Raw genomic sequence first — 24,249 nt, 5'->3', positions numbered from 1 at the left:
GTGAGCCGTTAATTGGACTTTGAGCCCAGTTTTAACGGCTTTTATTTATAAATTTCGTTGTCAGTATTGTGTCTCTATTCTAAAGAGAGCTAGGCTATTTTTTCAGGCGATAAAGGTTGCCGTTGTCAGTACTAAAATAGATGTCGCCGCTTGGTGAGGTTTCGATGTCTCTTATCCTTTCCCCTAAGTCTTCTAGAATACGCTCTTCTTTTATTGCCTCACCTTGCTCGTTGACTGTGACGATATTGATGTGGGTAAGTTTGAGTGCCCCTGCCAACAGTTTCCCCTGTAGTTCTGGGTACTTTTCGCCTTGGTAGACGATCAAACTTCCCGGTGCGATTGAGGGAATGTATACCTTTTTAGGTGCTTCAATGCCTTCTTTGGTTTCCGAATCACCAACGCTGATAGGACCCCAATACTCTTTACCGTGTGATGTCACTGGCCACCCGTAGTTGGCTCCCGCTTTTATTAGGTTAATTTCATCACCGCCACGCGGACCGTGTTCAATAGACCAAAGCTTTTGACTTGGAAAATCATAGAAAAGCCCTTGTGGGTTGCGGTGACCGAAACTCCAAATCTCGTCGAGAACCTTGTCGTTATCTGTGAAAGGGTTGTCGCTTGGTATGCTCCCGTCAGCATTTAGCCGCAATATCGAACCCGCATGGGTTAAGGTATTTTGACCATTGTCTCGGTCACCACGGTCGCCAATGGAAAAGTACAGGTGACTATCGTCAAAGGTAATGCGACTACCAAAGTGACGGCCTGTGTCAGTTCTTGACTTAGAAACAAACACATCTTGCCAATTGGACACTTCATCATCTTTGTATGTAGCAGTAGCGAGTGTGGTTACGCCTTCGCCATCGACGTCTTTACTGTAGGTAACATAGAACTTGTCTTCTTCAAAAGGGGATAGCGTGATATCCAACAAACCACCTTGGCCTTTCGCCCATACATTAGGCAGCCTGAACAGTGTATTTTGCTCTCCCGACTTCAGATCAATGTGTTTAATGACGCCTGCTTTTTCTGTGAGAAGCATAGAGCCGTCATCGACATAAGCTAGGCCCCATGGGATTACGAGACCGTCTGTGATCTTCTCAGCTTGCCATGCAAACGCTGGGGTTGAAGTGATGACGCCTGATGCGATGATTGCAAGTGCAGAGGAGAGAATGCGGTGATGAGTGTTCATTGAAGTCCCTTCATTATTAAGAACTAGTGTTAGTCTAGCGTGTTTGAACGACAGGCGGAAAGTTAAGGAATGTGAAAAGTCACTATTCACATATTTAGTTCAGTCAGTATTGTATGATTATACAAGCTCACGTATGTTTACCCTGCCAAACTCTATTTGATTCCTTTCGGAGCACCATGAATACCACACCTGCAACATGCTCACTACTTTACGCACCTTCATGTTGTCAGGTTGATGACCCAAGTCTCTTTTTAACCGCGCGTTCTGCATCATGAGTCGTCGATTCGATTTTAAGTCGATTTTACTGGCGTGTTTGGTCATCAGTATTGGCCAACTCAGTATGGGTTTGGTGTTTCCTTCATTACCTTGGATCGCCAAAGACTTTGATGTCTCGCTAGAACAAGCTCAACTTCTGGTGAGTGTGTATTTGCTTGGCTTCGGACCTTCACAGTTTATCTATGGCCCAATCTCAGACGCTTTAGGACGTAAAAAGGTTCTGTTGAGTGGCTTGTTACTCGCCATGCTTGGTCTGTTGATGATCATCTTCTTCAGTCATTCGTTTACCAGCATGGTGTTGGGTCGATTCCTGCAAGGTTTAGGAACAGGCTGTTGTGCCGTGCTTGCTCGCGCGTCCACACGAGATAGATTCAGCGGGTCTGACTTACCATTAGCGATGTCCTATATCGCCATGGTAGCGTCTATTACTCCTCTGATTGCGCCTGTTATCGGTGGGTTTATCAACTTCCACTTTGGCTGGAGTATGGTATTCATCTCGCTACTTGGATATGTCTCATTGGCTTGGGTGGTCTTGGCGTTCAAATTCAAAGAAACCGTTACTCAGTTCTCTTCGATTCCTTCACCGAAGAAAATGGCATTGCAATATAAAGAACTGCTCACTTCTCGCTACTTTATGAGCTTTGCGAGCATTGGCTGGCTTAATTTTAGTTTGATGATCACCACTGTGTCGGTGATGCCATTTATCATGCAGAACCAAATCGGCATGACGTCCGATGAATACGCAATGTGGGCGGTGATTCCTGCGTTGGGCATGCTTGGTGGGACAAGCTTGTGTAACCGTATTCGTCCAATATTAGGCAATAAGAAAACACTGTTGTGCACGCCTGTGTTACACATCTCTGCTGCGTTGTGGCTTTTCTTCTGTCCACTTGAACCTTTGTATCTAATGATTGGTCAGTTTTTAATGATACTCGGTAATGGTATTGCGCTACCTTGTGCTCAGGCTTTGGTGATGCTGCCTTACAAAAAGAACGCAGGTGCGGCAGCAGCGATGTCGGGCGGTGGTCAAATGGTCGTGTCTTCGATTGTCAGTATGGGTTTGGTTAAGCTTGGACTAGGAGAGGCGTGGCATTTATCAATGGTCATTGCGTTATTCACTGTGATTACGCTGTTTAATATTCTGCGAGGCTTTAGTAGCCAAGAAGCTAGAGATTCTCAGCTTAGCTAGTGAGTTAAAATTAGTTAGCGAATTTAAACAGGAAAGGCCATTGAAGTGATGAATTTCAATGGCCTTTTTAATGTTCAGCGTTTTGGTTTTAAGTTGCCAAAATATAAGCTATTCGCAGACTACTGCGACTTTCTCGCTTGCCGCTGTTTTGGCTGGAACCGGATGGTCGATCAGTCGGATAGGGGACTCATACAGTGCAGACAGTGCCTGTTCATCGAGTAACTTATCGGCGCTGCCTTCAAATGCTATTCGACCTTTCTTTAGAGCAACGATGTGTGTCGCGTAGCGGAGTGCAAGGTTCAAGTCGTGCAGAATTACGATAACGCCAACGTCTTCTTTTTTGTTCAGTTCAGACAGTAAACCCATCAGTTGGAATTGGTGATGAACATCCAGTGCTGATGTTGGCTCATCGAGGATCAATACCGGAGACTGTTGTGCAAGCAACATCGATACCCACGCACGCTGGCGTTCACCGCCGGATAAATCGTCCGCCAACGCCTGTGCAAACTCAGCAACGCCCGTTCTCTCCATCGCTTGTTGGATGATGGATTTGTCTTCTGAGTTCCAACGACCTAACGCGCCTCGCCAAGGAAAACGCCCTAAGCGAACCAGTTCTTCCACCGTTAAGCCTGCAGAAGCAGGAAGTTTTTGTGGCAAATACGCAATCTTCTTGGCTAAGTCTTTGCTTTTTAATGAAGAAAGAGACGCATTGTCTAATTCAACTGTGCCGTAGTCTGGCGACATCTGCCCTGAAAGCAAGTTAACCAATGTCGATTTACCAGAGCCATTGTGACCCAAAACCACGGTAAGCTCATTGGTCGGAATAGAAAGCTCATCAATTGAGAGAATGGTTCGCTCATCACGAACGATTTTGATGTTTGAAAGCTGAAACATGTCAGTCCTGTTTTTTGACCAATAAAGCTGCTCAATAAAAGCCGCTTTATTGGTTTCTAAAAGCCGCTTTACTGGTCTCTAAAAATAGAGGGTGATATTACGCAGTTTTTTTATTGTCTGGGTGCCTAGGGCAATCGTCACAATACTTCCTGGAGTCGCATTTGTAGACTAGGCAGCAGCTTACTCTAATCAGTTTAAGCATCCCAGAATCGGCATCGACCTTGAGACTGTCTAAGTGACTTTCAGGTAATTGGCATGCTTCTAACCAAAGCTTAGCTTGTGCAGTGATGTAGTCGTTGGTTAGGCTCGGCTCATGCTGCTGTAATTTGATCAGGCTGCCTAACAGTAGATCCGCCAATAAATGGTTAGTAAAACCAGGGCGGATGCGTGTCCATTCACTTATTTGACTGCGATAAAACTCAGTAAGTGCAAGTATGGCTTCGCCCGCTTTAGGTATCAATTCCTCAGGTGAGCCGTGTTGATGATCACCATTAAAGAAGCGATATCCTGTGACGAACTCTTTGTATCTAAACTGACCGATATTCTTGATATCAGGCAGCGAGTGAAGGCCGTAGATAGAAACGAAGGTCACATAGATAGGTTGCCAGCAGACTAGATCCCAGGTTCGGGTTAACCAATAAGCTTTACCTGCTTCTGTGTGATTTTCCGCTAAGCCATCGTAAACACGTTTGATCTCGATATGGCTCTTATCATTCGTCATTGCGATGCTTCTGCTGCTCAGAGAACCATAACTGCCGCTTAAATAAGGCGTGACTTGTTTAGAGTAAGCGAAGATTTTTTGGTGTAGAGAAGGGGCTCTCCGACGAGTGATGATGTTGTGCAGCTGGGAAAGCATCTTAAACCATTAAATGAGAATCAGTTTCGTTATCATAGCGGACCTTATCGAGGATAACCATACAAAATGGAGCATACCCACGGAGAACTCGTTATATAAGATATCTATAAATTGAGCATGCCTTAGTCATTTTTAAGTGATAAAAGTCGTTTTAAATGATAAAAAGTATTTCTGAATCTAATCTGTTGTCGCCACTACCGAGAGTTTGAAAGCTTGACTATGAACACACCTGCATTTGACCGTATTAGCCGCGTATTGGCTTATATCCATGCGAACCTTAGCTCGACACTATCGCTAGAAGATATTGCCAAACAGAGCTGTTGGTCTCGCTGGCAACTGCAAAGAGTATTTCAAGCTGAAACGGGACTGACCGTGGCAAACTACGTGAGAGAGTTAAAGCTAAGCCAAGCGGCTGAAGAACTGTTGGACAGCAAAGAGCGAGTGATTGATATCGCGCTTGAACTCGGATTCAATTCAGAAATTAGTTTTAGTCGCTCTTTTAAGCAGATGTTTGGTTCCAGCCCTAGTCAGTATAGAAAAGCGGGCAAAAGAGCGGGGCTTAGAAAACCGATACAAGTATCTGAGACGGTAAGCGCTGCTGATAATGGTCCACTCAGTTTTGTCGAAGTCCGTATTGATGAAAGAGAGTCATTCCTTGTTAAAGGTATTACCTCAGAAATAAGCGGCTTGTTTTCACTGACACAAGACTTTGCAGAGAAAGTCCCTCAATTGTGGTCGCGCTTGGAAGGCGAAGTGACACTGCCAGACGATAACGCACTTCAGTTTATTGGTGTTATTGACCTTACCCAATCTTGCTTTGATGGTACCAATATTCATTATTGGGCCGGAGTAGAACTGAATGATGAGATTTCAATTCCTCAATTGCCGAGCATTATCTCTGATAAGTTAGACGTATTAACCATTCCAAAGCAAACCTATGCCGTGGTTAAACACTGTGGTCCGATTGAGAACCTTAGACACACTCTGAGCTGGTTTGTACTTAACTGGCTGCCGAGTTCTGGTTATCGAGGTGTTGATGGTTATGAGCTTGAAGTATACCCATTAGCCTATCAAGCACGTGCCACAGATGCTGTCATGGAATACTGGGTTCCTATTACTAAATCTTAGCCATACCTTCGTTTCACCCTTTCGTTAAACCTCATCTAAAATAGGGTCAATTGTGCTTTTAATCAGCAATTGACCTAATTCCATTGAAAATAGGCCAAGTTCTTTGTGAGTTTGCACCAAATTGTTAATTATCCCATTCATAGATACATACAATGCAAATGAGATTTATTATTATTTATATTAAGCATTGGTACCGAGGGAATCATGACCACTCACACTCGTTTTAAGTATTCATCACTTGCAGTAGCGTTGCTCACTGCATTTTCAGCGCAAGCCTTGGCGGAAGAGACTGCTACAGCAGCAGATTCGAATGTAGAAACTGTTACGATTATGGGTAAAGCCTATCGTAATACCGCAACGAAAACTGTTTTAGCTCCTGAGGAGACACCGCAGACTCTTAACGTTATCGAAAGTGAAGAGATGGAACAGCGTGGTGTTAAGTCTGTTATGCAAGCTCTTCGATACGCTCCTGGTGTTTCAACTGAGAACAAAGGTGGTGCAGTAGTCCTGACTGATTGGGTGAAAATTCGTGGTTTTGATTCTTCTAATAATTACTACGACGGAATGATGTTACCGACTCTTCCTGGTTGGAATGTAAAACCTCAAATTGACCCAATAGCGATGGAGCGTTTAGAAATATTCAAAGGCCCAACGTCTGTTCTTTACGGAAGTATGCCACCAGGAGGTATGGTTAATATCATCGCCAAAGCTCCTAAGTTTGAAGAATCTACGAAAGTCGGTTTAGCTACGGGGTTAGATAACCTTGTTGAAGCATCAATTGATACAACAGGCGCACTAAGTGACAACGTGGCTTACCGTTTAGTTGCTCTTGGTCGTAAAAAAGATACGCAAGTGGACGGTGTTGAAGAAGAGAGATATGTGATTGCACCTTCAATCGATTGGTATGTGTCTGATAAAACCTTTATTAACTTTAACCTTTATTATCAGAATGATCCTGCACTCGGTCAGAACGTGACTCTACCGTTAGCTGCAATTGAATCAGGTAAAATCTCACCATCGACATTTGCTGGTGACGTTAACTATAACACCATCGAAAGAGATTTCTTGATTACTGGTTACAAATTTAATCATGATTTCAACTCTAACTGGGCTTTCTTACAAAACTTCCGCTATATGCAGGCTGATTTTTATCAAGAAAGTACTGCCAGTGGCAATTTTGATGCGACAACGGGAGAGTTGGATCGCACAGCATATAGCACTGATGAAAGCTCTAAGGGTATAAGTGTTGATAACCAACTGTCGGGCTTAGTGTCCACTGGCTCATTGGACCATTATTTACTCTTTGGTTTAGATTACAGAAACATTGAAGGTGATGTAGCTTACGACGCTTTCGCAGGTGTTGATGGGATCAACCTTTATAATCCAAATAACGATAAGTTGAATCCGAACGATTTCACTAAAGTGTATTATCAGAATGACGACATTGAAATGAGTCAGCTTGGTCTTTACTTTCAAGACCAAATGTTAATTGATAATTGGGTATTCATTGCTGGTGGTCGTTTTGACAAAGTTGAAACCACAACCAAAGTATCTGTGGGTGGTGGCACTCCAAGCAAAGCTGAAACCGACGATACTAACTTCTCATACCGTTTAGGTGCTTTGTACAAATTTGATAGTGGTTTATCTCCATTTGCTAATTTTGCAACTAGCTTCGAACCTAATGTAAAACTAGATGCTAGTGGTAATAACCTAGATCCTGAAACTGGTGAGCAAGTAGAGTTTGGCCTTAAGTATGACTCATACGAAAATATGGTATCAGGGTCGTTGGCTCTCTTCCAAGTTAATAAGAAAAATGTAGGTGTTCGCCCTGATGGAGCTTCACCATGGACAGCCGTTGGTGAGATCCGCTCGCAAGGTGTTGAGCTAGAAGGTCGTGCACAAGTAACTGATAACCTTGACCTGTTGGCTAACTATACGTATACCGACATGGAAATTACCGAAGATAAAGATGCTTCGAACATTGGGCAAACACCTGTTTTCGTACCAGATCATACTGCAAATGTTTGGGCTAACTATTTTGTACGTGACGGTGTTATGAATGGTCTTAGAGTTGGTGGCGGCGTACGTTATGTGGGTGAAACCGTACTCAACGATGCATCAGACAAAAACAAAGGCACTGTTCCTTCATACACCTTAGTTGATCTATCGCTTGGTTACGATTTAGGTCAAATGAACAGTTCTTTAAAGAATGCGACAGCTAATCTCGTTGCGAATAACATTTTCAACGAAGAATATTACACGTGCTGGAATGAGAGCTACTGCTGGTACGGACAAGAACAAACCGTTGAATTCAACGTAAACTATGAATTCTAACTAAGTTAGCGTTCCCAATTTTAAAGCAGCCTTTTCCGGGCTGCTTTTGTCGTTTGTAGAAATATCGAATTTAGATTAAGTAGGCAAATATATGAGCTTAAAACCAATGGCTTCTCATTTTTCTAAAGTAAAAAATTTGAATACCAAACTCGCTCTATCTATTTTAGCGAGTGCTTTATCGTTTAATGCGATGGCGGATTTCCAAGTCGAAGACAGTGAAGGGGTCAAAACCCTTGAAGCTCAACCCGTTAGAGTGGCTGCGCTTAACTGGGACATTGCTGAACAAGTGATCGAACTTGGTGTTACGCCAGTTGCTGTGCCAGATATTGCTGGGTATAGCGATTGGGTTGTCCAACCTGCTATTCCAGAAGGCGTGGTGGATATTGGTACTCGAACTGAGCCTAACTTTTCTGCACTCAAGAAGCTAAACCCAGATGTGATTCTTATCGCTTCACCTCAGAAAGATCTTCAGGAGCGACTGTCAGAAATCGCGCCAGTACTTTACTACCAAACGTATAGTGAACAGCACAGTAATGCGGCGGCGGCTATCGATAACTTCAAGAAGATAGGCCAATTGCTTGGTAAAGAAGAGCAAGCGAACAAGAAACTGGCTGCGATGGATGAGCGCCTTGACGTTTTAAAAGCTGAACTAGATAAAGCGTATCCGGGCGACAAGCCAAAAGTCACGTCTTTCCGTTTTGCGAGCACGACTTCGGTTTACATATACGGTGATAACTCGATTCCACAATATGCGCTTGAACAACTGGGCTTTGAAAATGCGATGGATCTTCCTGCGAGTCAGTGGGGCATCAGTCAAAAGCGTATGACCGAGCTTAAGAAAGTCAAGGGTGGCATTGCGCTTTACTTTGAACCTTTCCCATATCAAGACAAGTTAGATCGTTCTCCGGTTTGGAAGAGCATGCCTTTCGTTCGTAATAGTCAATTTAGCCCTGTAGCAGCAAGTTGGAGCTATGGCGGTGCTATGTCGATTTTGTATAACGCAGAAGCGATGGCGCAATCGTTGTTGACGCTAGCGGAGCAGTAATGAAATCCAGTGGTTTGATGATGGGGGCGGTATTATTTATCGCCGCCCTTATTCATTTATGGTTAGGCCAGTCTGAATTTGGCCCTATCGGTGAGTTGTTCCAACAAGTCTCACAGATCAGTGACATCGTTACATTCAATAAAATGGTCGATGATTCATTCGAGTTGATGGCATTAATCTATGTCAACTTACCTCGTTTAGTGATGGCTATTCTGGTTGGTGGAACACTCGGCACTATCGGTAGTTTGTTCCAACAGTTAACGCAAAACCGCATGATGTCTCCGCTTACACTCGGTACATCATCAGGGGCGTGGCTTGGTCTGGTCATTCTGAATGTGGTCGCACCGATGTTGGTGGCTCAATATTCGGTTTGGTTCGCGCTAATCGGGGCGTTACTTGCAATGGGGCTGATTGTCTCCATTGTTGGCATCAAAAACATGAGTGGCTTGCCAATTGTGTTGGCGGGCATGGCGGTTAACTTACTGTTAGGCGCATTCGCAACTGCGATTATTTTGCTTAATGACCAATATGCGCAAAACTTGTTTGTTTGGGGGGCTGGCGATCTTGGGCAGAATGGTTGGGAACAAGTACTTTGGTTGATGCCTAAGTTACTGCCAATCTTTGCTATTTTCCTGTTGGCTCCAAGGGTTTTAACTCTGCTTTCGATTGGCACTGAAGGGGCTGCTGCGCGTGGTCTCAACATCGGTACGACTTTCTTTGTACTCATGGCGATTGGCGTTTGGCTGGTTTCCGTGTCGATTACCTCGGTGGGTGTGATCAGCTTTATTGGTTTGATTGCGCCAAACATCGCGAGACATTTGGGCTTTTTAAAGGCGAAATCTGAACTCATCGCAAGCTGCGTGTTAGGTGCACTGTTGCTTTGTGTGACCGACAGTTTGGCGATTTTCTTGGCGCAATGGTCTTTGGATATGATTCCAACAGGAACGGCAACCGCGGTGATTGGCGCTCCAGCTTTGATCATTATTGCTCGCAAGCAGATGTCAGCCCAAGATCAGCTCTTCTTCTCGATGCCTAAAGGGCCAAAGTCTATTTCACCTTTGGCTTATTTCTTGTTGGGCGCGATGATCTTCGGTTTACTGGCGTTAAGCACATTGTCACAACCTTCTTCAGATATGGGGTACTTCATTATCCCAGACGCATTTGAGTGGTCTATTCGCTGGCCTAGAATGTTAACCGCAATATTTGCTGGTGGCGGTTTGGCAGTGGCAGGTGTGATTTTACAAAGGCTTGTTTATAACCCACTTGCGAGCCCAGACATTCTTGGCGTATCGGCGGGTGCGGTGCTAGCGTTGATTTTCAGTAGCCTGTTTATGGGATACTCGATTCACTCGCTAAGCCCTTGGGTTGCGTTTTTGGGTAGTGCTATTGCACTCTGTTTGTTGCTGTTCCTTGGCAAGAAGCATCAGTTTGCTCCGTCTATCTTAATTCTGACCGGTATCTCGCTGACCGCGGTGTTAGAGGCTTTAGTACAATTTTCCTTAACACGAGTTGGTGAGGGGAAATACACCTTATTAGCTTGGTTGGCAGGCTCTACCTATCGTGTTGAACCTGATGCAGCAACGATCATGGCTATCGTGATCACGGTTTGTATTGGGGTAGCTTTATTGCTGAGTCGCTGGGTGACATTAATTGCGACAGGCCGTCAGTTCGCAAGTGCAAGAGGGTTGAACATCACCATCGCTTATGTGGCTCTGTTGTGCATTGTCGCGGTGTTATGTTCGATGGTCACAACCACCATGGGGCCGGTCGCCTTTGTTGGTCTACTGGCTCCACATATCGCCGCTATGGTTGGTGCTCGCTTGGTTCGAGAACAGATCACCTTATCGTTTTTGATTGGTGCAGCACTGATGTTATTCGCCGACTGGCTAGGGCAAGTGGTGGTGTTCCCAGCGCAGCTTGCAGCAGGCACACTAGTTTCAATTATTGGTGGTAGTTACTTCATCTTCTTGTTACTGAAATCTCGAAGAGCGTGAGTTAACTGTTAGCAAGTTAAGCGCTAAGTTCTTTGCTCATCGAAACAAGCATGAAAGGCAGTGATTGGAATCATCCATCACTGCTTTTTTATTGGGCTCTGTGTTTCCTAGACAAAGTGTTAGCCAACACAGATCTCGCTTCTAAAGCGTTAATTTTGCATATGTGATTAAGATGGCTACGCTAAAGGTCTGACCACTTAATTGGATAGCCAAATGCCTGAACTTGAACGCCTTACATGCTCTATTGATGAAAACCAGATCGCGACAGTTGTACTGAATCGTCCTGACAAATTGAATGCCATTGATATGGCGATGTTTCAAGGGGTGAACAACATGGTCAGTCAGTTGAAAAACAACACTGAGATTCGTGCGGTGATCGTAAAAGGCAGTGGGACAGACTTTTGTTCAGGGCTTGATGTGAAGTCTTTGCTGACCAGTAAATCTGGTGCGATGAAGCTGTTGTTCAAATGGCTACCGACATTACCAAACGCTGCCCAACGCTTTTCTTTAGGCTGGCGAGATATTCCATGCCCCGTGATTTTTGCGATTCACGGGCGTTGCTGGGGAGGTGGTCTGCAACTGGTCAGTGGTGGTGACTTTAGAATCGCCAGTCCAGACGCCAATTTCTCTATCCTAGAAGCCAAGTGGGGGCTGATCCCTGACATGGGCGGCGCGATTGCCTTTCGAGAGTTGATGCGAAAAGATCACACCCTAGAAATGGCGATGACCGCCAAAGTGATCGACAGTGAAACCGCAAAGGAATATGGGCTTGTCACAAAAATAGCCGAAGATCCGTACACTGAAGCTTATGCCTTGGCACTGGAGTGTGCGAATCGATCGCCAGACGTGGTCGCTGCCAATAAGAAACTCTATAACAAAACTTGGTGGTCTAGCCCCGGTATCGCCTTGTTTTATGAGACTTGGTATCAGATTAAAGTGGCCTTAGGTAAGAACCGATCGATTGCCGCTCAGCGTGAAATCCACAGTGACAAACCACGAGCTTATGTGGCTAGGAAGTTTAAATAGTGTTTGTACAGGAATAATCGATATTCCCTTTGTTTATCGGGCTTTGCGGTAACCTTAGCGCAATTTAATGTCTAAGGCTGAATGAGCACTCTGATGAACAAAACTTTTAACTACTCTCTAGCTGCCACCGCAATTTTTACAAGTTTGAACGCTTTCGCAAGTGGTCTGTTTTTACAAGAGGCTGTTGTTGCCAACGCTGGTACTACTGGCGCAGGTGATGGTGTTTACACCCGATCTGCTGCTGCGATGTGGACGAACCCTGCCACCATGTCTCACATGGGCGAAAGCAAAACCACCATCAATACCATGGCGTTCGATCTTGAGATGAAATATCAAGACAACGGTGATAAGCAAGATGGTAAAGCTCATTCTGTAATGCCGTCATTCGGTGCCTTTCACGCTCACCAAGTGACTGACAAATTACACCTTGGTATCGCGCTCGGTGCAGTAGGTGGTTCTAGCCTTGATTATGGTAGTGAGTGGGCGGGAGCTCCGCTTCTAGAGGATATCACCCTAACCGCAATGCAAGTGAACCCATCACTGAGCTACAAATTGAACGATCAATGGTCTGTCGGTGCAGGTGTTCAATTTAGCTGGGGTGCTTTCCAACAGACAACATCTGGATTTACAGCAAAACAAGACACTGATTGGGCTTATGGCTATAACCTTGGTGTTATGTACACTCCGACAGACAAACTCAAGTTGGGTGCGAGTTATCGTTCTAAATTGGAGCACGAGTTTAATAACGACGTTAAGGGCTTGGGGGGTGTTAACTCACTGTCGACAGATCTCGCACTGCCTGAGATCGTTGATTTAAGCGCAAGTTATGCATTGAACTCTCAACTTGATCTCTTGGCTAGCATTCAATTCCACCGCTGGAGCGAATGGGATGAGACAGTATTAGATTTTGGAGTGACAGATAGAGACGGGATCCCAATTAAACGTGATTGGGACGATGTGTGGAAGTTCGCGATAGGTGCAGACTACCAATTGAACTCTGACTGGCGTTTAAAGGCAGGCTTCTCTTACGAAACTTCTCCACAAGACGATCCGTCAATGCAATGGGTTGACCTTCCAGTAGGCGAGCAATACCGCTACTCTGTAGGTGCATCTACCTACTGGGATGACATCTTAATTGACGTTTTCTATGAATACGCGGATTTAGGGTCTGTTGATATGAATCGAAACTTGGCAGATTCGCAGGTTAATTTGCTGAACGGCTCGTTCGACGGTCGTATCCACTTTATTGGTGTTAGCGCAACCTTCTAATGACATTACGTAATCTATTAATTGTTACTTCGGTAATCCTAGGTTCAACGGGTGCTTTGGCTGACGAAAAGCACCCAGATGATCCGACTAAGATCGTAACCAAAGCGGGCGTTGCTTATAACGAAGAGCTTAAGTTTTCGGGCTCTATTGGGCTTGATGAAGCACGAATGATCAACGCTCGTGTCAATGCTGATGGTGAAGAGTGGCGAGTGGGGGGATCATGGCTATTGCCTTTGGGTATCGTCAACTTCAACTTTAGTCGCTCTGAATACGACAACGATGCTTATAAGAATAACTACAGTATCGGAACATTTGTTCCGTTGAGTTATTTTGATATTGAGCCGTTCGGATGGCAAATCTTCCCGATGGCTGGGTACAGCTATAACGATGGTGAAGTGGCGGTGTTTGATGATCAGAATGTGGGTTCTGATTATGTGTTGATGCCAAGCTCAACGCATGGCGGTTACATTGGTGCGTTTGGTCTAAAAACGATAACCGATGAGTGGTCAATCATGGGCTTTGGTGGCGGTTCAATGGGCTCTGATGATTATTCAGGCTATTGGACAGGCGTCGGCGCGAGCTACAAATTGAGTGATGCTCAGTCGTTCAATTTCTTCACTATTTTTGCCGAGGATGACTTCGGCGAGAATAACAGTGTCGGCGCGTCTTATACCTACGAGTTCAACTAAGTTTCAACCCACCTCACCATAAATAAAAAGCTGAGTATAGGTTGCCTGTTTAGGCAGACTTACATCCAGCGCTTTTTGTGTTTCTGCTGCATCATTCCTATGTCGATATATCCCTATTATCTGCTAAGGCTTTCACTGAATCTCGCTAAACATTAGTTGGTTTATGGATGATGTTTTAATATTGAGACTTATTCGCATTTATTGATCTGGGCGAAAGAACCGATTAGATTGTGTCGTTAGTATTAGGAACAACATGATTTTTTTGAGGTATTTATGAGTACAGTCGTTGTATGGGGAGCGGGTAGCGGTTTGGGTGCAGCAATGGTCGAGCACTTTCATCAACAAGGTTTTGAAGTGATCGCGATTGCTAGAAACCCGGAGAAGAACCCGCGCTTGGCAATTCTTGGCGTAACTTCATTGAGCTGTGATGCGACCGACAAGCAACTAGTGGAAAAGACGGTTGCTGAGTTACCAAAATCGGCATTGGTGGTCTCAAGCATGGGCAGTTTTAGAGCGGATGTTCCGGTTGATTATATTGGCCACCGACATGTGATTGATGCTCTGGAATTGAATGAAATCAAACGCTTCGTGCTGGTGACGTCTTTGGGTTGTGGTGATTCATGGCAGTACCTATCAGAGCGCTCTAGAAAAGGGTTCGGTGCTGCAGTTCGTGAAAAATCATTGGCGGAAGCTTGGTTAATGTCGAGCTCGCTTGATTACACTATTCTTCGCCCTGGTGGCTTACTCGATGGCGAGGTGACTGGTAATGGTGAGCTTTCTCAACAAGTGGAAGTGCATGGTGTGATTTACCGACAAGAAGTAGCACGCCTCATCGAAACCTTATTGGCGAACGAAGCGAGTATCGGCCAAGTGTACCAATGTATCGACCCTACGGTTAAATACGGCTAACTCTTTTAAAGCGTTAGTCAGAGGTATATCTACCTTGTCATTAAACTTCTAAAGCCGTTTAGCCTGACTGAACGGCTTTTTGTTTTCTGTCCTCAACGTCCTTCTATTCCAAGCAAATGTGCTTGTTTCTTATGTGAGAGTGCCGCTCTCTTAATCTAGATTAAGTTTTGCCTGTCATATTCTCTGTAGTATCCGCGTCAATCAGCCCCGTTAGATGGGCACTTGCGTAACACGATTGAGAGAGGAATAGATTTGAGTATTTTGTTTGCAGAAACCCGCATTGGCACCATGACACTTAAAAACCGCTTTATGAGAAGTGCAACGTGGGAAAATATGGCGACCGAAGATGGCCATATGACAGATAAACTTTACGCTATCTATGAAGAGTTGGCTCAAGGTGAGGTTGGCTTGATCGTGACGGGTTACGCGAACATCGTTGAAGAAGAAAAACCAAATGCTGGCATGATGGGTATGTATAACGACTCGTTTATCGATGAATACAAAAAGCTAACTCAACTGGTTCATGACAACGACTCTAAAATCGTGATGCAATTAGCTTATGGCGGTACCAAAACCACGTATGACCTTGGCGAGCGAGTGATCTTTGCACCGAGTGAGGTTCCTGAAAAAGGGACTCAAACACTGGGTAAAGCGATGACCAAAGAGGAAATTGATTACATTGTCGATGCGTTTGCTAAAGCGTCACTGAGAGCACAACAGTCGGGTTTTGATGGTGTTGAGATTCATGCAGCACACACATACTTGATCAATCAGTTCTTAAGCCCTTACTACAACCAGCGTGAAGATGAATACGGCGGTAGCTTAGAAAATCGCATGAGATTCTTGCTTGAGATCTACACGGCAACACGCAAGCTGGTGGGTGAGGATTTCCCTATCTTGGTTAAGCTGACCGCTTCTGAGTTTTTCGAGGGCGGTGTAACCTTCGATGAAACACGTTTGGTTTGTAAAAAGCTTGAAGAAGTGGGTGTTGATGGTATTGTCGTTTCTGGCAACATTCACGGTAAAGCTGACACCATGATTGGCGAGTCTCACGATGGTTTTACCATCCAAGCTGAAGGCTACTTCCATGAGTATGGCCATGCGATCAGCCAAGACGTTAATATTCCAGTTATCACGGTAGGCGGCTTAACCGATTTTGATGCTATCGAAGCTATCGCAAATAACACGGGCATTGAGTACTTCGCGCTTTCACGTCCACTACTTTCTGAACCGCATCTAGTGAAGCGTTGGAAAGAGGGTGACCGAAGCCCAGTAGAGTGTGAGAGATGTTCTAAGTGTCGTACTAAGCGCGGTAACTTCTGTGTGGTAAACAAAGACAGAAAAGTACAGCTGGCGCGCATGTAGTCTCTGTACCTAGATCCAAGCCTGAGCCTGTGTAATATTGCAGGCTCATGTCTTTTATAGACATCCATGAACCGATATTTGAAACCTTATTAATCACATATCTCTGTCAAATTAGTGCGAGTAAACAGATACAATTCACCTGTAAATCTTCCAACCGAGTTATCGTTACTATACTGAGCACCATGTGAAATTACTTCCTCTCTTAAAGCAACCTCGAATCCACTGACGCCTTTTTCGCTTTAGCGACATTGCTATGATTTAAGCGTGATACTGACTATTCACCCCACTTAGCTTCTATGTTTATGGGGAACTCGTTTGTGCACCTTAGATCAACATTGTCGATTTTTTGATATTAAAACGAATAAGTTAATCAGAGGTAGAAATGCAAAGTAAGCATTGGTCTAAATTCGAATTGCTACATGAAGTTGTCACTAATCCCAATATTCATATCAAGGGTCAACACAGTTATTACAGCGACTGCTGGGATAACGGGTTTGAGCGCTCAGTCGTCCGTTATCTGCATGGGGACGAAGTCAGTCGTCAGTGGGAGCCACGTTGGGAAATCGACGAACTGTATATCGGTGATTATGTCTGCATAGGTGCCGAGGTGGTGATTTTAATGGGCGGCAACCACACCCACCGCGTTGATTGGTTCTCTTTGTATCCATTTATGGATGTGATCGAAGAAGCCTACATTGGCAAAGGTGACACTCATATCAAAGATGGCGCTTGGCTAGGCATGCGATCCATGATTATGCCGGGTGTAACCATAGGAGAAGGAGCGGTTGTTGCCGCAAACAGCGTGGTAACTAAAGACGTCGAACCCTACAGTATTGTGGCGGGCTCGCCTGCGAAAGTCGTTAAACAACGCTTTGATAAGGCTGTTATCGAAGATCTAATTTCAATGAAGATATACGACTGGCCAGAAGAGAAGTTTGAAGCGTTGCGGCAGCACTTGTGTGGTTCGGATTTAACAGCACTTAAGAATGCGATGACTGAGTATGATACTCATAAGTCGTTGAATACTTAATCGTACCCAATAAAAGGGTCACTCTATTAGTTGTGGAGTGACCCTTTTGTTTGTTTTGGCAGCAATCACTGCCAATTTCATCAAATATTTGTCCTTCATCGTTGACCTTACCCTAAGGGGAACCTTTATAGTGACTCTATAAATTTAAAGGTTAGCTATGACAAACACACTCCGAACAACTTGGATTACTGTTTTCAGCATCATCGCGATGTTGATGTCTAGCTATGCCTCAAGCTCATCAGCCATGATGGCTGAAGTAATGATGATGGAAATGAGTTCGAGCAAATCGGCTTGTTACCACAGCGATACGTCGGTTAATGATTCAATGGCGGGATGCCATGTGATGAGTCAAGATGCACACACTGAACACTCAAATATGGGTGCTCATGATATGATGGCTCAATGCGATATGTCTTCAATGAGCGAAGACGGCGGCCACATGATGGATAACCATTGTTCGAGTGCAGATTGTTGTGCCTCAGTGTGTTCTGCAACTTCTTATCCAATTCAGGCTGTTCAAGCCGCCAATCCCTTTGTCTCTTCACTAGCTCGTTTTCTATCTGTCATTATTGGGCAGAAAGTCGCACGCGCTCAATCTTTGTTACGCCCACCCACCGCATAAATCTATATCTAAAAACATAGCGATATCAGAGTTATAAGTCTGATACGCCAATCTTTTATATGCGTTATTTAACGCTAGATATGGACATTCATTGTGAATATAAAACCAACAACCTCCGTGTTCGGAATAAACGCGAGTGCTGTGGTCGCTACTGCCTTTGTTTCGAGTACTGCTTTTATTTCAGCCAGTGCTTTGGCTGCGGCTCCTGCTTCAACACTAGCGGAGCAACAGAGCTCAACACAGCAACTCAATACATTGATTGAGATAGCATTGAACCAAGACAGCAATCGCAAACAGTACTTTGCTCAGTCTCAAGCGATGCGTGAAACCGGTATTGCGAGCGCTACCCTGATGGACCCGAAATTAAAAGTCGGATTTGGCGGCCTGCCAGTTGATAGTTTTCAGTTTGACGAAGACCCGATGACCAATATTTCGGTCGGTCTAATGCAACAATTCGAGCGTGGCGATACGCTCGATCTTCAGCAGAAAAAGGCGGGGCAGCAAGCGGACGGGTTAGCGCTTCAAGTTGATGCTCGTGAGCTTACCGTTGCCAATAGCATGACGCAGTTATGGCTTGAACTGGGCTATCAACAAGTCGCTGAAGGTGTGATGCGTGAAAACCGACGCCTTTTGGTTGAACTAGAGAACTATGTACAAACTAATTACTCGATAGGTAAAAGCGAAGCGCAAGATCTACTCAATGCTCAGCTTCAAGTCAGCAAGCTTGATGAAAAACTGCAATCCAACCAACAAGTTCAACGTCGTCTCATATCTCAACTGTCTGAGTGGTTAGGATCAGACTGGCTAGAGACTCAAGCTATTGGCTCTCAGGCTCTTGATTCACAGACTCTTGATCCTCAGGTGAGGCTTCATGCGACTAACCAAATTGATTGGTCGTTATTAGAAAGTAGGTTAGCGACCAACAACGATGCAACCAAGCACTATCAACTGTTGATGGAGCATCCGCTCGTTAAGATAACGGACGCGACTATTTCATCGAATCAAACTCAAGTAGAACTGGCTGAGCAAGCTTATACGCCGCAGTTTGGTGTGGAAGTGATGTATGCCCATCGACAAGCGAACAACATGGCGGGCGAACCTGCTTCTGATCTTGTGAGTGCTTATCTAACGGTCGACATCCCTCTGTTTACGGGCAACCGACAAGATAAGAACTTGTCTGCGGCTCAGTACCAAGTTGGCGCGGCTAAATCCCAAAAAGACACTTTATTTTCCCAAATGAACGCGCAAGTGAATGCGTTATTGGTAGATAGGGCGAACCTGACCCAACGTTTAGAACGTTATCAAAATTCCTTATTACCTCAGACGACGGCACGGATCAGTGCAGTTGAAAGAGGTTATCAAAACAACACTGCACAATTTAACGATGTTATCTCTGCAACGGCAGACGAGCTTGCTCTAAAGCTAGAACAACAGCGTTTGATTACCGATCTCAATATCGTGAACAGCAAGCTCGCGTCACTCGTGAGTGGATTTGATTATCAAGTTGAACGACCACAACTTACCGCGACAAACCATCAATAAGGAACAGACAATGAAATCAGTAAAAGTAGCAACAATCGCTTTATTGGTCGGTGGCGCATTAGGTTTTGGTGCCAATCACTTTCTCTTTAATTCAGCTCACGATATGTCGGCTATGGCTGCTTCTAGCGAGACAAGTACAGCAGCCAGTTCAAGTGATGATCCACTTTATTGGGTTGCACCAATGGACCCAAATTATCAGCGTGACAAGCCGGGTAAATCGCCTATGGGTATGGATTTGGTCCCGGTTTATGCCGATGACTTAACTGGCGGTTCAGGCAAAGCTGGCACTGTATTTATTGACCCATCAGTAGAGAACAACCTCGGTGTTAAAACAGCAAAGGTAGGGTTGGAAGCTTTGTCGCCACGCATTGAAACCGTCGGTTACGTGGCTTTCGACGAGAGTACATTGTGGCAAACCAACGTCCGCGCTGCGGGCTGGGTGGAGAAGCTGTATATCAATGCGGTTGGCGAGAAAGTGAATAAAGGCGATGTGCTTTTCACGCTTTATTCTCCAGAGCTTGTTAAAGCACAAGAAGAGCTGCTGAGTGCTTATAAAACGGGTCGCAAAGGATTGATAAAAGGATCGACTGAACGCTTGGTGACTCTGGGCGTCGATAAAGCGCAGATTCGATCGATTACTCGACAGGGCAAAGCTTCACAAACCATTGAAATCAAAGCGCCTGCAGATGGCGTTATCGCAAGCCTTAACATTCGTGAAGGTGGTTATCTTTCACCAGCTCAAGCCGTAATCAGTGCAGGGCCATTAGACGAAGTTTGGGTTGATGCAGAAGTGTTTGAGCGCCAAGCACACTGGATCTCGTCTGGTAGTAATGCAGAGATGACACTTGATGCGATTCCGGGTAAAGAATGGCAGGGCAATGTGGATTACGTGTACCCGATTCTTGACCCTAAAACTCGAACCTTACGCGTTCGTTTGAAGTTCTCTAACCCTAATGGCGAGCTTAAACCGAACATGTTCGCCAATATCGCACTGAAACCAATAAGTGATGATCAAGTTCTTACCATTCCTCGATCATCGGTTATTCATTCTGGGGGCATGACTCGTGTTGTGTTGTCTGAAGGTGAAGGTAAATACCGTTCAGCACGCATTGAAGTCGGTCGTGAAGCGGGCGACAAGATCGAGGTGTTCCAAGGGCTTACACAAGGCGAACAGATCGTCACTTCAGCGCACTTCATGCTCGACTCGGAATCTAGTCAATCAGCGGACTTGTCCCGAATCAATGGTGTGGAGGAGCAAGCAGAAACAGCTTGGGCAAAAGGTGAAATTGCAGATGTAATGCAAGGCAGTCGTATGGCAACCATCAATCACCAATCTGTCCCTGAATGGGATTGGCCGGGCATGGTGATGAACTTCACCTTCGTTGAAGGTTTGGACATTAGCCAGCTTAAGCGCGGGCAAGTCGTTGATTTTGAAATGATGAAAACGGAGTCAGGCCAGTATGAAGTTGTTGATTACAAGGTCAGCGAACATCAAATGGCGGGTGAAGTGTGGGTGAAGGGTGACATCACCATGCTAATGCCTGATTTCGGAATGATCACAGTAAACCACAAGCCAGTACCCGAGTGGGATTGGAAAGCGGGTGAAATGAACTTCCAAGCCAGTGACGACCTTGATTTATCTGAGTTTTCTGAGGGTAAAACCATTCGGTTTCTAGTGGCGAAGCAAGGTTCGGATTATGTGCTCAAGTCTCTCGAACCGACGAATAGCACAGGTGAGGGCACATTATGATCAATGCAATTATTCGTTGGTCCATCAGTAACCGATTTTTGGTTCTGGTCGCGACCGTCGCCATCGTGTTTGGTGGGTTATACAGCGTAAAAAATACGCCCGTCGATGCTATTCCAGATCTTTCTGATGTACAGGTGATCATCAAAACCAGCTATCCGGGTCAAGCGCCGCAAGTAGTCGAAGATCAGGTGACCTATCCGCTCACCACTGCGATGTTAGCCGTACCCGGCGCTGAAACAGTTCGTGGTTACTCGTTCTTTGGCGATTCCTACGTTTATATCATCTTCAATGACGATACTGATATGTATTGGGCGCGCTCTCGCGTGTTGGAATACCTGAGCCAAGTAGCGCCAAACTTGCCATCAAGCGCTAAGCCAACATTAGGACCAGATGCAACCGGTGTGGGTTGGGTTTACAGCTATGTACTGCAAGATAAAACCGGTCAGCACGACTTAGCGGATCTTCGTAGCCTGCAAGATTGGTTCTTGAAATATGAACTGCAAACCGTTGAGGGCGTGTCTGAAGTCGCAACGGTAGGCGGCATGGTGAAGCAGTATCAAGTACAGATAGACCCTGCCAAATTACGTGCTTATGACTTAACGCTTCAGCAAGTCAATAAGGCGATCCAAGATGGCAACCAAGAAACCGGTGCGTCAGTGGTTGAGATTGCTGAAGCGGAGCACATGGTTCGCACTACGGGTTACCTGACAAGCATTGAAGACATTCAATCACTGCCACTAAAAGTAACCGACAAAGGCACACCGCTGTTGTTGGGTGATATTGCTGATATTAACCTTGGCCCGCAGATGCGTCGTGGTATCTCTGAGCTGAATGGTGAAGGCGAAGCCGTTGGTGGCGTTATCGTGATGCGCTTTGGTGAGAATGCCAGTGAAGTGATTGATTCTGTTAAGAGTAAACTCGCAGAGCTGCAAGCGGGATTACCAGATGGTGTCGAAATTGTCGCGACTTATGACCGTTCAACCTTGATTGATTCTGCGGTAGAAAACCTATGGAAGAAGTTGGCAGAAGAGTTCTTCGTGGTTGCGATTGTGTGTGCGCTGTTCCTCTTCCATATTCGTTCATCACTGGTTATCGCACTGAGTTTGCCTGTTGGTATTTTAGGTGCGTTTATTGTGATGCATTGGCAGGGCATTAACGCCAATATCATGTCTCTCGGCGGTATCGCGATTGCGATTGGTGCCATGGTCGATGGTGCGATCGTAATGATAGAGAACGTTCACAAACATATTGAGCGAACGCCTCTGACCGATAAAAACCGTTGGCAAGTAATAGGCAAAGCGGCAGAAGAGGTGGGTGCACCGCTGTTCTTCTCGCTGATCATTATTACCTTAAGCTTTGTTCCGGTATTCGCATTAGAAGGCCAAGAGGGCAAGATGTTCTCGCCACTCGCGTTTACCAAAACGTATGCAATGGCGGCGGCTGCAGGCTTGGCTATCACGCTTGTGCCAGTGCTAATGGGTTACTTCATTCGTGGCAACGTGTTACCTGAACATAAGAATCCAGTGAACCGCAGCTTAGTGGCTATGTATAAGCCATTGCTTAATCTAAGTCTCAAGTATCCGAAAGTGATGATTGCGATTGCATTGGGTTTGATGGCGTCTGCGTATTACCCAACCAGCAAGCTTGGTAGTGAGTTCATTCCTCCTCTGGATGAAGGTGACTTGATGTACATGCCGACTACTTATCCGGGGATCTCGATAGGTAAAGCGCGTGAGCTGCTGCAGCAAACCAACAAGTTAATCAAAACCATCCCAGAAGTTGAAACCACATGGGGCAAGATTGGGCGTGCGGAAACGGCGACCGATCCTGCACCACTCACCATGATTGAAACGGTTATTCAGCTTAAACCGCGAGATGAATGGCGTGACGTTGTCACTACTGAGTCGCTGCGTAAAGAGTTCGATGATCTGATTCAGTTCCCGGGTCTGACAAACGCATGGGTTATGCCAATCAAGACTCGTATCGACATGCTAGCGACCGGTATTAAAACGCCAATCGGAATCAAGATAGCAGGGCCAGATCTGAGTGTTATCGAGGGTATTGGTTCTCAGCTTGAGCCTATCTTGAACGGTGTCAGCGGCACGGCTTCTGTGTATGCCGAACGTGTGGCTGGTGGTCGTTATGTGACGATAGACATTAAGCGCCGTTCTGCTGCTCGTTACGGATTAAGCATCAAAGAGGTGCAGCAGGTGATCTCTACGGCCGTTGGCGGAATGAATGTCGGTGAAACCGTTGAAGGGCTGGAGCGCTATCCAATCAACGTTCGATACCCACAAGATTATCGAGATTCTGTGGTGAAGTTGCAGAACTTACCACTCGTTACGCCAAACGGTGCTCGTATAGCTTTGTCTGATGTCGCGGATATCCGATATGAAGACGGCCCACCGATGATCAAAACAGAGGATGCGCGTCCTAACGGTTGGGTGTTCGTGGATATTGATGGTCGTGACCTTGGTTCTTACGTGGCAGAAGCGCAGCAAGTGGTTGCTGAGCAAATCGTCTTGCCTGCGGGTTACTCGCTCGCATGGTCGGGTCAATACGAATATATGGAGCGCGCCAAAGATCGACTAAGTGTGGTTGTGCCTATCACCATCGCCATCATCATGTTGCTGTTGTATCTGAGCTTCCGCCGTGTCGGTGAAGTGATGATGATCATGCTGACATTGCCGTTAGCCATGGTTGGTGGTTTGTGGTTGATGCATTACCTCAATTACAACTTCTCTATTGCGGTTGGTGTTGGCTTCATCGCGCTAGCTGGCGTTGCGGTCGAGATAGGTGTGATCATGTTGGTGTACCTCAACCAAGCATGGCACTACAAAAAGCTCGATGCTGAGCAGAACCAACAAACACTTCAACAAGCTGATCTCACAGATGCCATTCGTGAAGGGGCAGGGCTTCGTGTGCGCCCAGTCATGATGACGGTTCTTACCGTGATCATTGGCCTAATCCCAATCATGTATGGCGAAGGCACAGGTTCAGAAGTCATGCAACGAATCGCTGCGCCAATGATTGGCGGAATGGCATCAGCGTTACTGCTCACGTTATTGGTGCTACCTGCGATCTTTAAACTCTGGAAGCAGCGTGAGATTACTCAGAGCCAAAACGAGACAAGTAAATAACGTAC

Annotated in this window: 18 protein-coding genes; 15 read left to right on the top strand and 3 right to left on the bottom strand. The window is 45.5% G+C overall.

Annotated features, from left to right (window positions below; translation table 11 throughout):
* Positions 1–94: 94 nt before the first annotated feature.
* A complete protein-coding gene (locus FLM53_RS21270; RefSeq protein WP_176679515.1) occupies positions 95–1,186 on the bottom strand; it encodes a PQQ-dependent sugar dehydrogenase in 1,092 nt (363 codons plus the stop codon).
* Between the two features lie 271 nt (positions 1,187–1,457).
* Between FLM53_RS21270 and FLM53_RS21265 the strand changes: the two genes are divergently transcribed.
* Positions 1,458–2,651: a multidrug effflux MFS transporter gene (locus FLM53_RS21265; RefSeq protein WP_176679516.1), complete on the top strand. Its 1,194-nt coding sequence runs from the start codon at positions 1,458–1,460 to the stop codon at positions 2,649–2,651.
* Between the two features lie 108 nt (positions 2,652–2,759).
* Here the strand turns inward: FLM53_RS21265 and FLM53_RS21260 are convergent, their stop codons facing one another.
* Both FLM53_RS21260 and FLM53_RS21255 read right to left on the bottom strand, forming a co-directional pair.
* Entirely contained in the window at positions 2,760–3,545 is a 786-nt protein-coding gene (locus tag FLM53_RS21260; RefSeq protein ID WP_176679517.1) for an ABC transporter ATP-binding protein, read from the bottom strand.
* A gap of 97 nt (positions 3,546–3,642) precedes the next feature.
* Positions 3,643–4,401, bottom strand: coding sequence for a siderophore ferric iron reductase (locus FLM53_RS21255; RefSeq protein ID WP_176679518.1), 759 nt, complete (start codon positions 4,399–4,401; stop codon positions 3,643–3,645).
* Positions 4,402–4,620: 219 nt separating this feature from the next.
* Here FLM53_RS21255 and FLM53_RS21250 point away from each other — a divergent pair, with 219 nt between their 5' ends.
* From FLM53_RS21250 to FLM53_RS21185, 14 genes are all read left to right on the top strand, one after another.
* A complete protein-coding gene (locus FLM53_RS21250; RefSeq protein WP_017631137.1) occupies positions 4,621–5,529 on the top strand; it encodes an AraC family transcriptional regulator in 909 nt (302 codons plus the stop codon).
* Positions 5,530–5,733: 204 nt separating this feature from the next.
* Positions 5,734–7,863: a TonB-dependent siderophore receptor gene (locus FLM53_RS21245; RefSeq protein ID WP_176679519.1), complete on the top strand. Its 2,130-nt coding sequence runs from the start codon at positions 5,734–5,736 to the stop codon at positions 7,861–7,863.
* A 91-nt stretch (positions 7,864–7,954) separates the two neighbouring features.
* Positions 7,955–8,908: an iron-siderophore ABC transporter substrate-binding protein gene (locus FLM53_RS21240; protein WP_176679520.1), complete on the top strand. Its 954-nt coding sequence runs from the start codon at positions 7,955–7,957 to the stop codon at positions 8,906–8,908.
* Positions 8,908–10,902, top strand: a complete 1,995-nt coding sequence (gene fhuB, locus FLM53_RS21235; protein ID WP_176679521.1) for a Fe(3+)-hydroxamate ABC transporter permease FhuB — start codon at positions 8,908–8,910, stop codon at positions 10,900–10,902. Before FLM53_RS21240 ends, fhuB begins: the two co-directional genes overlap by 1 nt.
* 213 nt (positions 10,903–11,115) lie before the next feature.
* A complete protein-coding gene (locus tag FLM53_RS21230; protein ID WP_176679522.1) occupies positions 11,116–11,928 on the top strand; it encodes a crotonase/enoyl-CoA hydratase family protein in 813 nt (270 codons plus the stop codon).
* Positions 11,929–12,021: 93 nt separating this feature from the next.
* The gene (locus FLM53_RS21225; protein ID WP_176679523.1) at positions 12,022–13,197 is read left to right on the top strand and encodes an OmpP1/FadL family transporter; all 1,176 of its coding nucleotides are present in this window, start codon (positions 12,022–12,024) and stop codon (positions 13,195–13,197) included.
* On the top strand, positions 13,197–13,886 hold the full coding sequence (locus FLM53_RS21220; RefSeq protein WP_176679524.1) for a hypothetical protein: 690 nt from the start codon (positions 13,197–13,199) through the stop codon (positions 13,884–13,886). The genes FLM53_RS21225 and FLM53_RS21220 overlap by 1 nt, the downstream gene beginning before the upstream one ends.
* 273 nt (positions 13,887–14,159) lie before the next feature.
* On the top strand, positions 14,160–14,795 hold the full coding sequence (locus FLM53_RS21215; RefSeq protein WP_176679525.1) for an SDR family NAD(P)-dependent oxidoreductase: 636 nt from the start codon (positions 14,160–14,162) through the stop codon (positions 14,793–14,795).
* A 252-nt stretch (positions 14,796–15,047) separates the two neighbouring features.
* A complete protein-coding gene (locus FLM53_RS21210; RefSeq protein WP_176679526.1) occupies positions 15,048–16,160 on the top strand; it encodes an NADH:flavin oxidoreductase in 1,113 nt (370 codons plus the stop codon).
* A gap of 382 nt (positions 16,161–16,542) precedes the next feature.
* Complete coding sequence (locus FLM53_RS21205; protein ID WP_176679527.1) at positions 16,543–17,190, top strand: CatB-related O-acetyltransferase; 648 nt, start codon at positions 16,543–16,545, stop codon at positions 17,188–17,190.
* Between the two features lie 157 nt (positions 17,191–17,347).
* Positions 17,348–17,812, top strand: a complete 465-nt coding sequence (locus tag FLM53_RS21200) for a hypothetical protein (RefSeq protein ID WP_176679528.1) — start codon at positions 17,348–17,350, stop codon at positions 17,810–17,812.
* A 177-nt stretch (positions 17,813–17,989) separates the two neighbouring features.
* Positions 17,990–19,354 carry a TolC family protein gene (locus FLM53_RS21195; RefSeq protein ID WP_370779742.1) on the top strand — a complete coding sequence of 455 codons (1,365 nt, stop codon included), beginning with the start codon at positions 17,990–17,992 and terminating at the stop codon, positions 19,352–19,354.
* A 10-nt stretch (positions 19,355–19,364) separates the two neighbouring features.
* On the top strand, positions 19,365–21,104 hold the full coding sequence (locus FLM53_RS21190) for an efflux RND transporter periplasmic adaptor subunit (RefSeq protein ID WP_176679529.1): 1,740 nt from the start codon (positions 19,365–19,367) through the stop codon (positions 21,102–21,104).
* On the top strand, positions 21,101–24,244 hold the full coding sequence (locus FLM53_RS21185; RefSeq protein ID WP_176679530.1) for an efflux RND transporter permease subunit: 3,144 nt from the start codon (positions 21,101–21,103) through the stop codon (positions 24,242–24,244). Before FLM53_RS21190 ends, FLM53_RS21185 begins: the two co-directional genes overlap by 4 nt.
* The last annotated feature ends 5 nt before the right edge of the window (positions 24,245–24,249 follow it).

This window comes from Vibrio sp. Scap24, from assembly GCF_013394185.1.
In the GTDB taxonomy this organism is placed as follows: Bacteria; Pseudomonadota; Gammaproteobacteria; order Enterobacterales; family Vibrionaceae; genus Vibrio; species Vibrio pomeroyi.
Note: the sequence above shows the minus strand (reverse complement) of the source record. Positions and strands in the feature narration are given on the sequence as shown.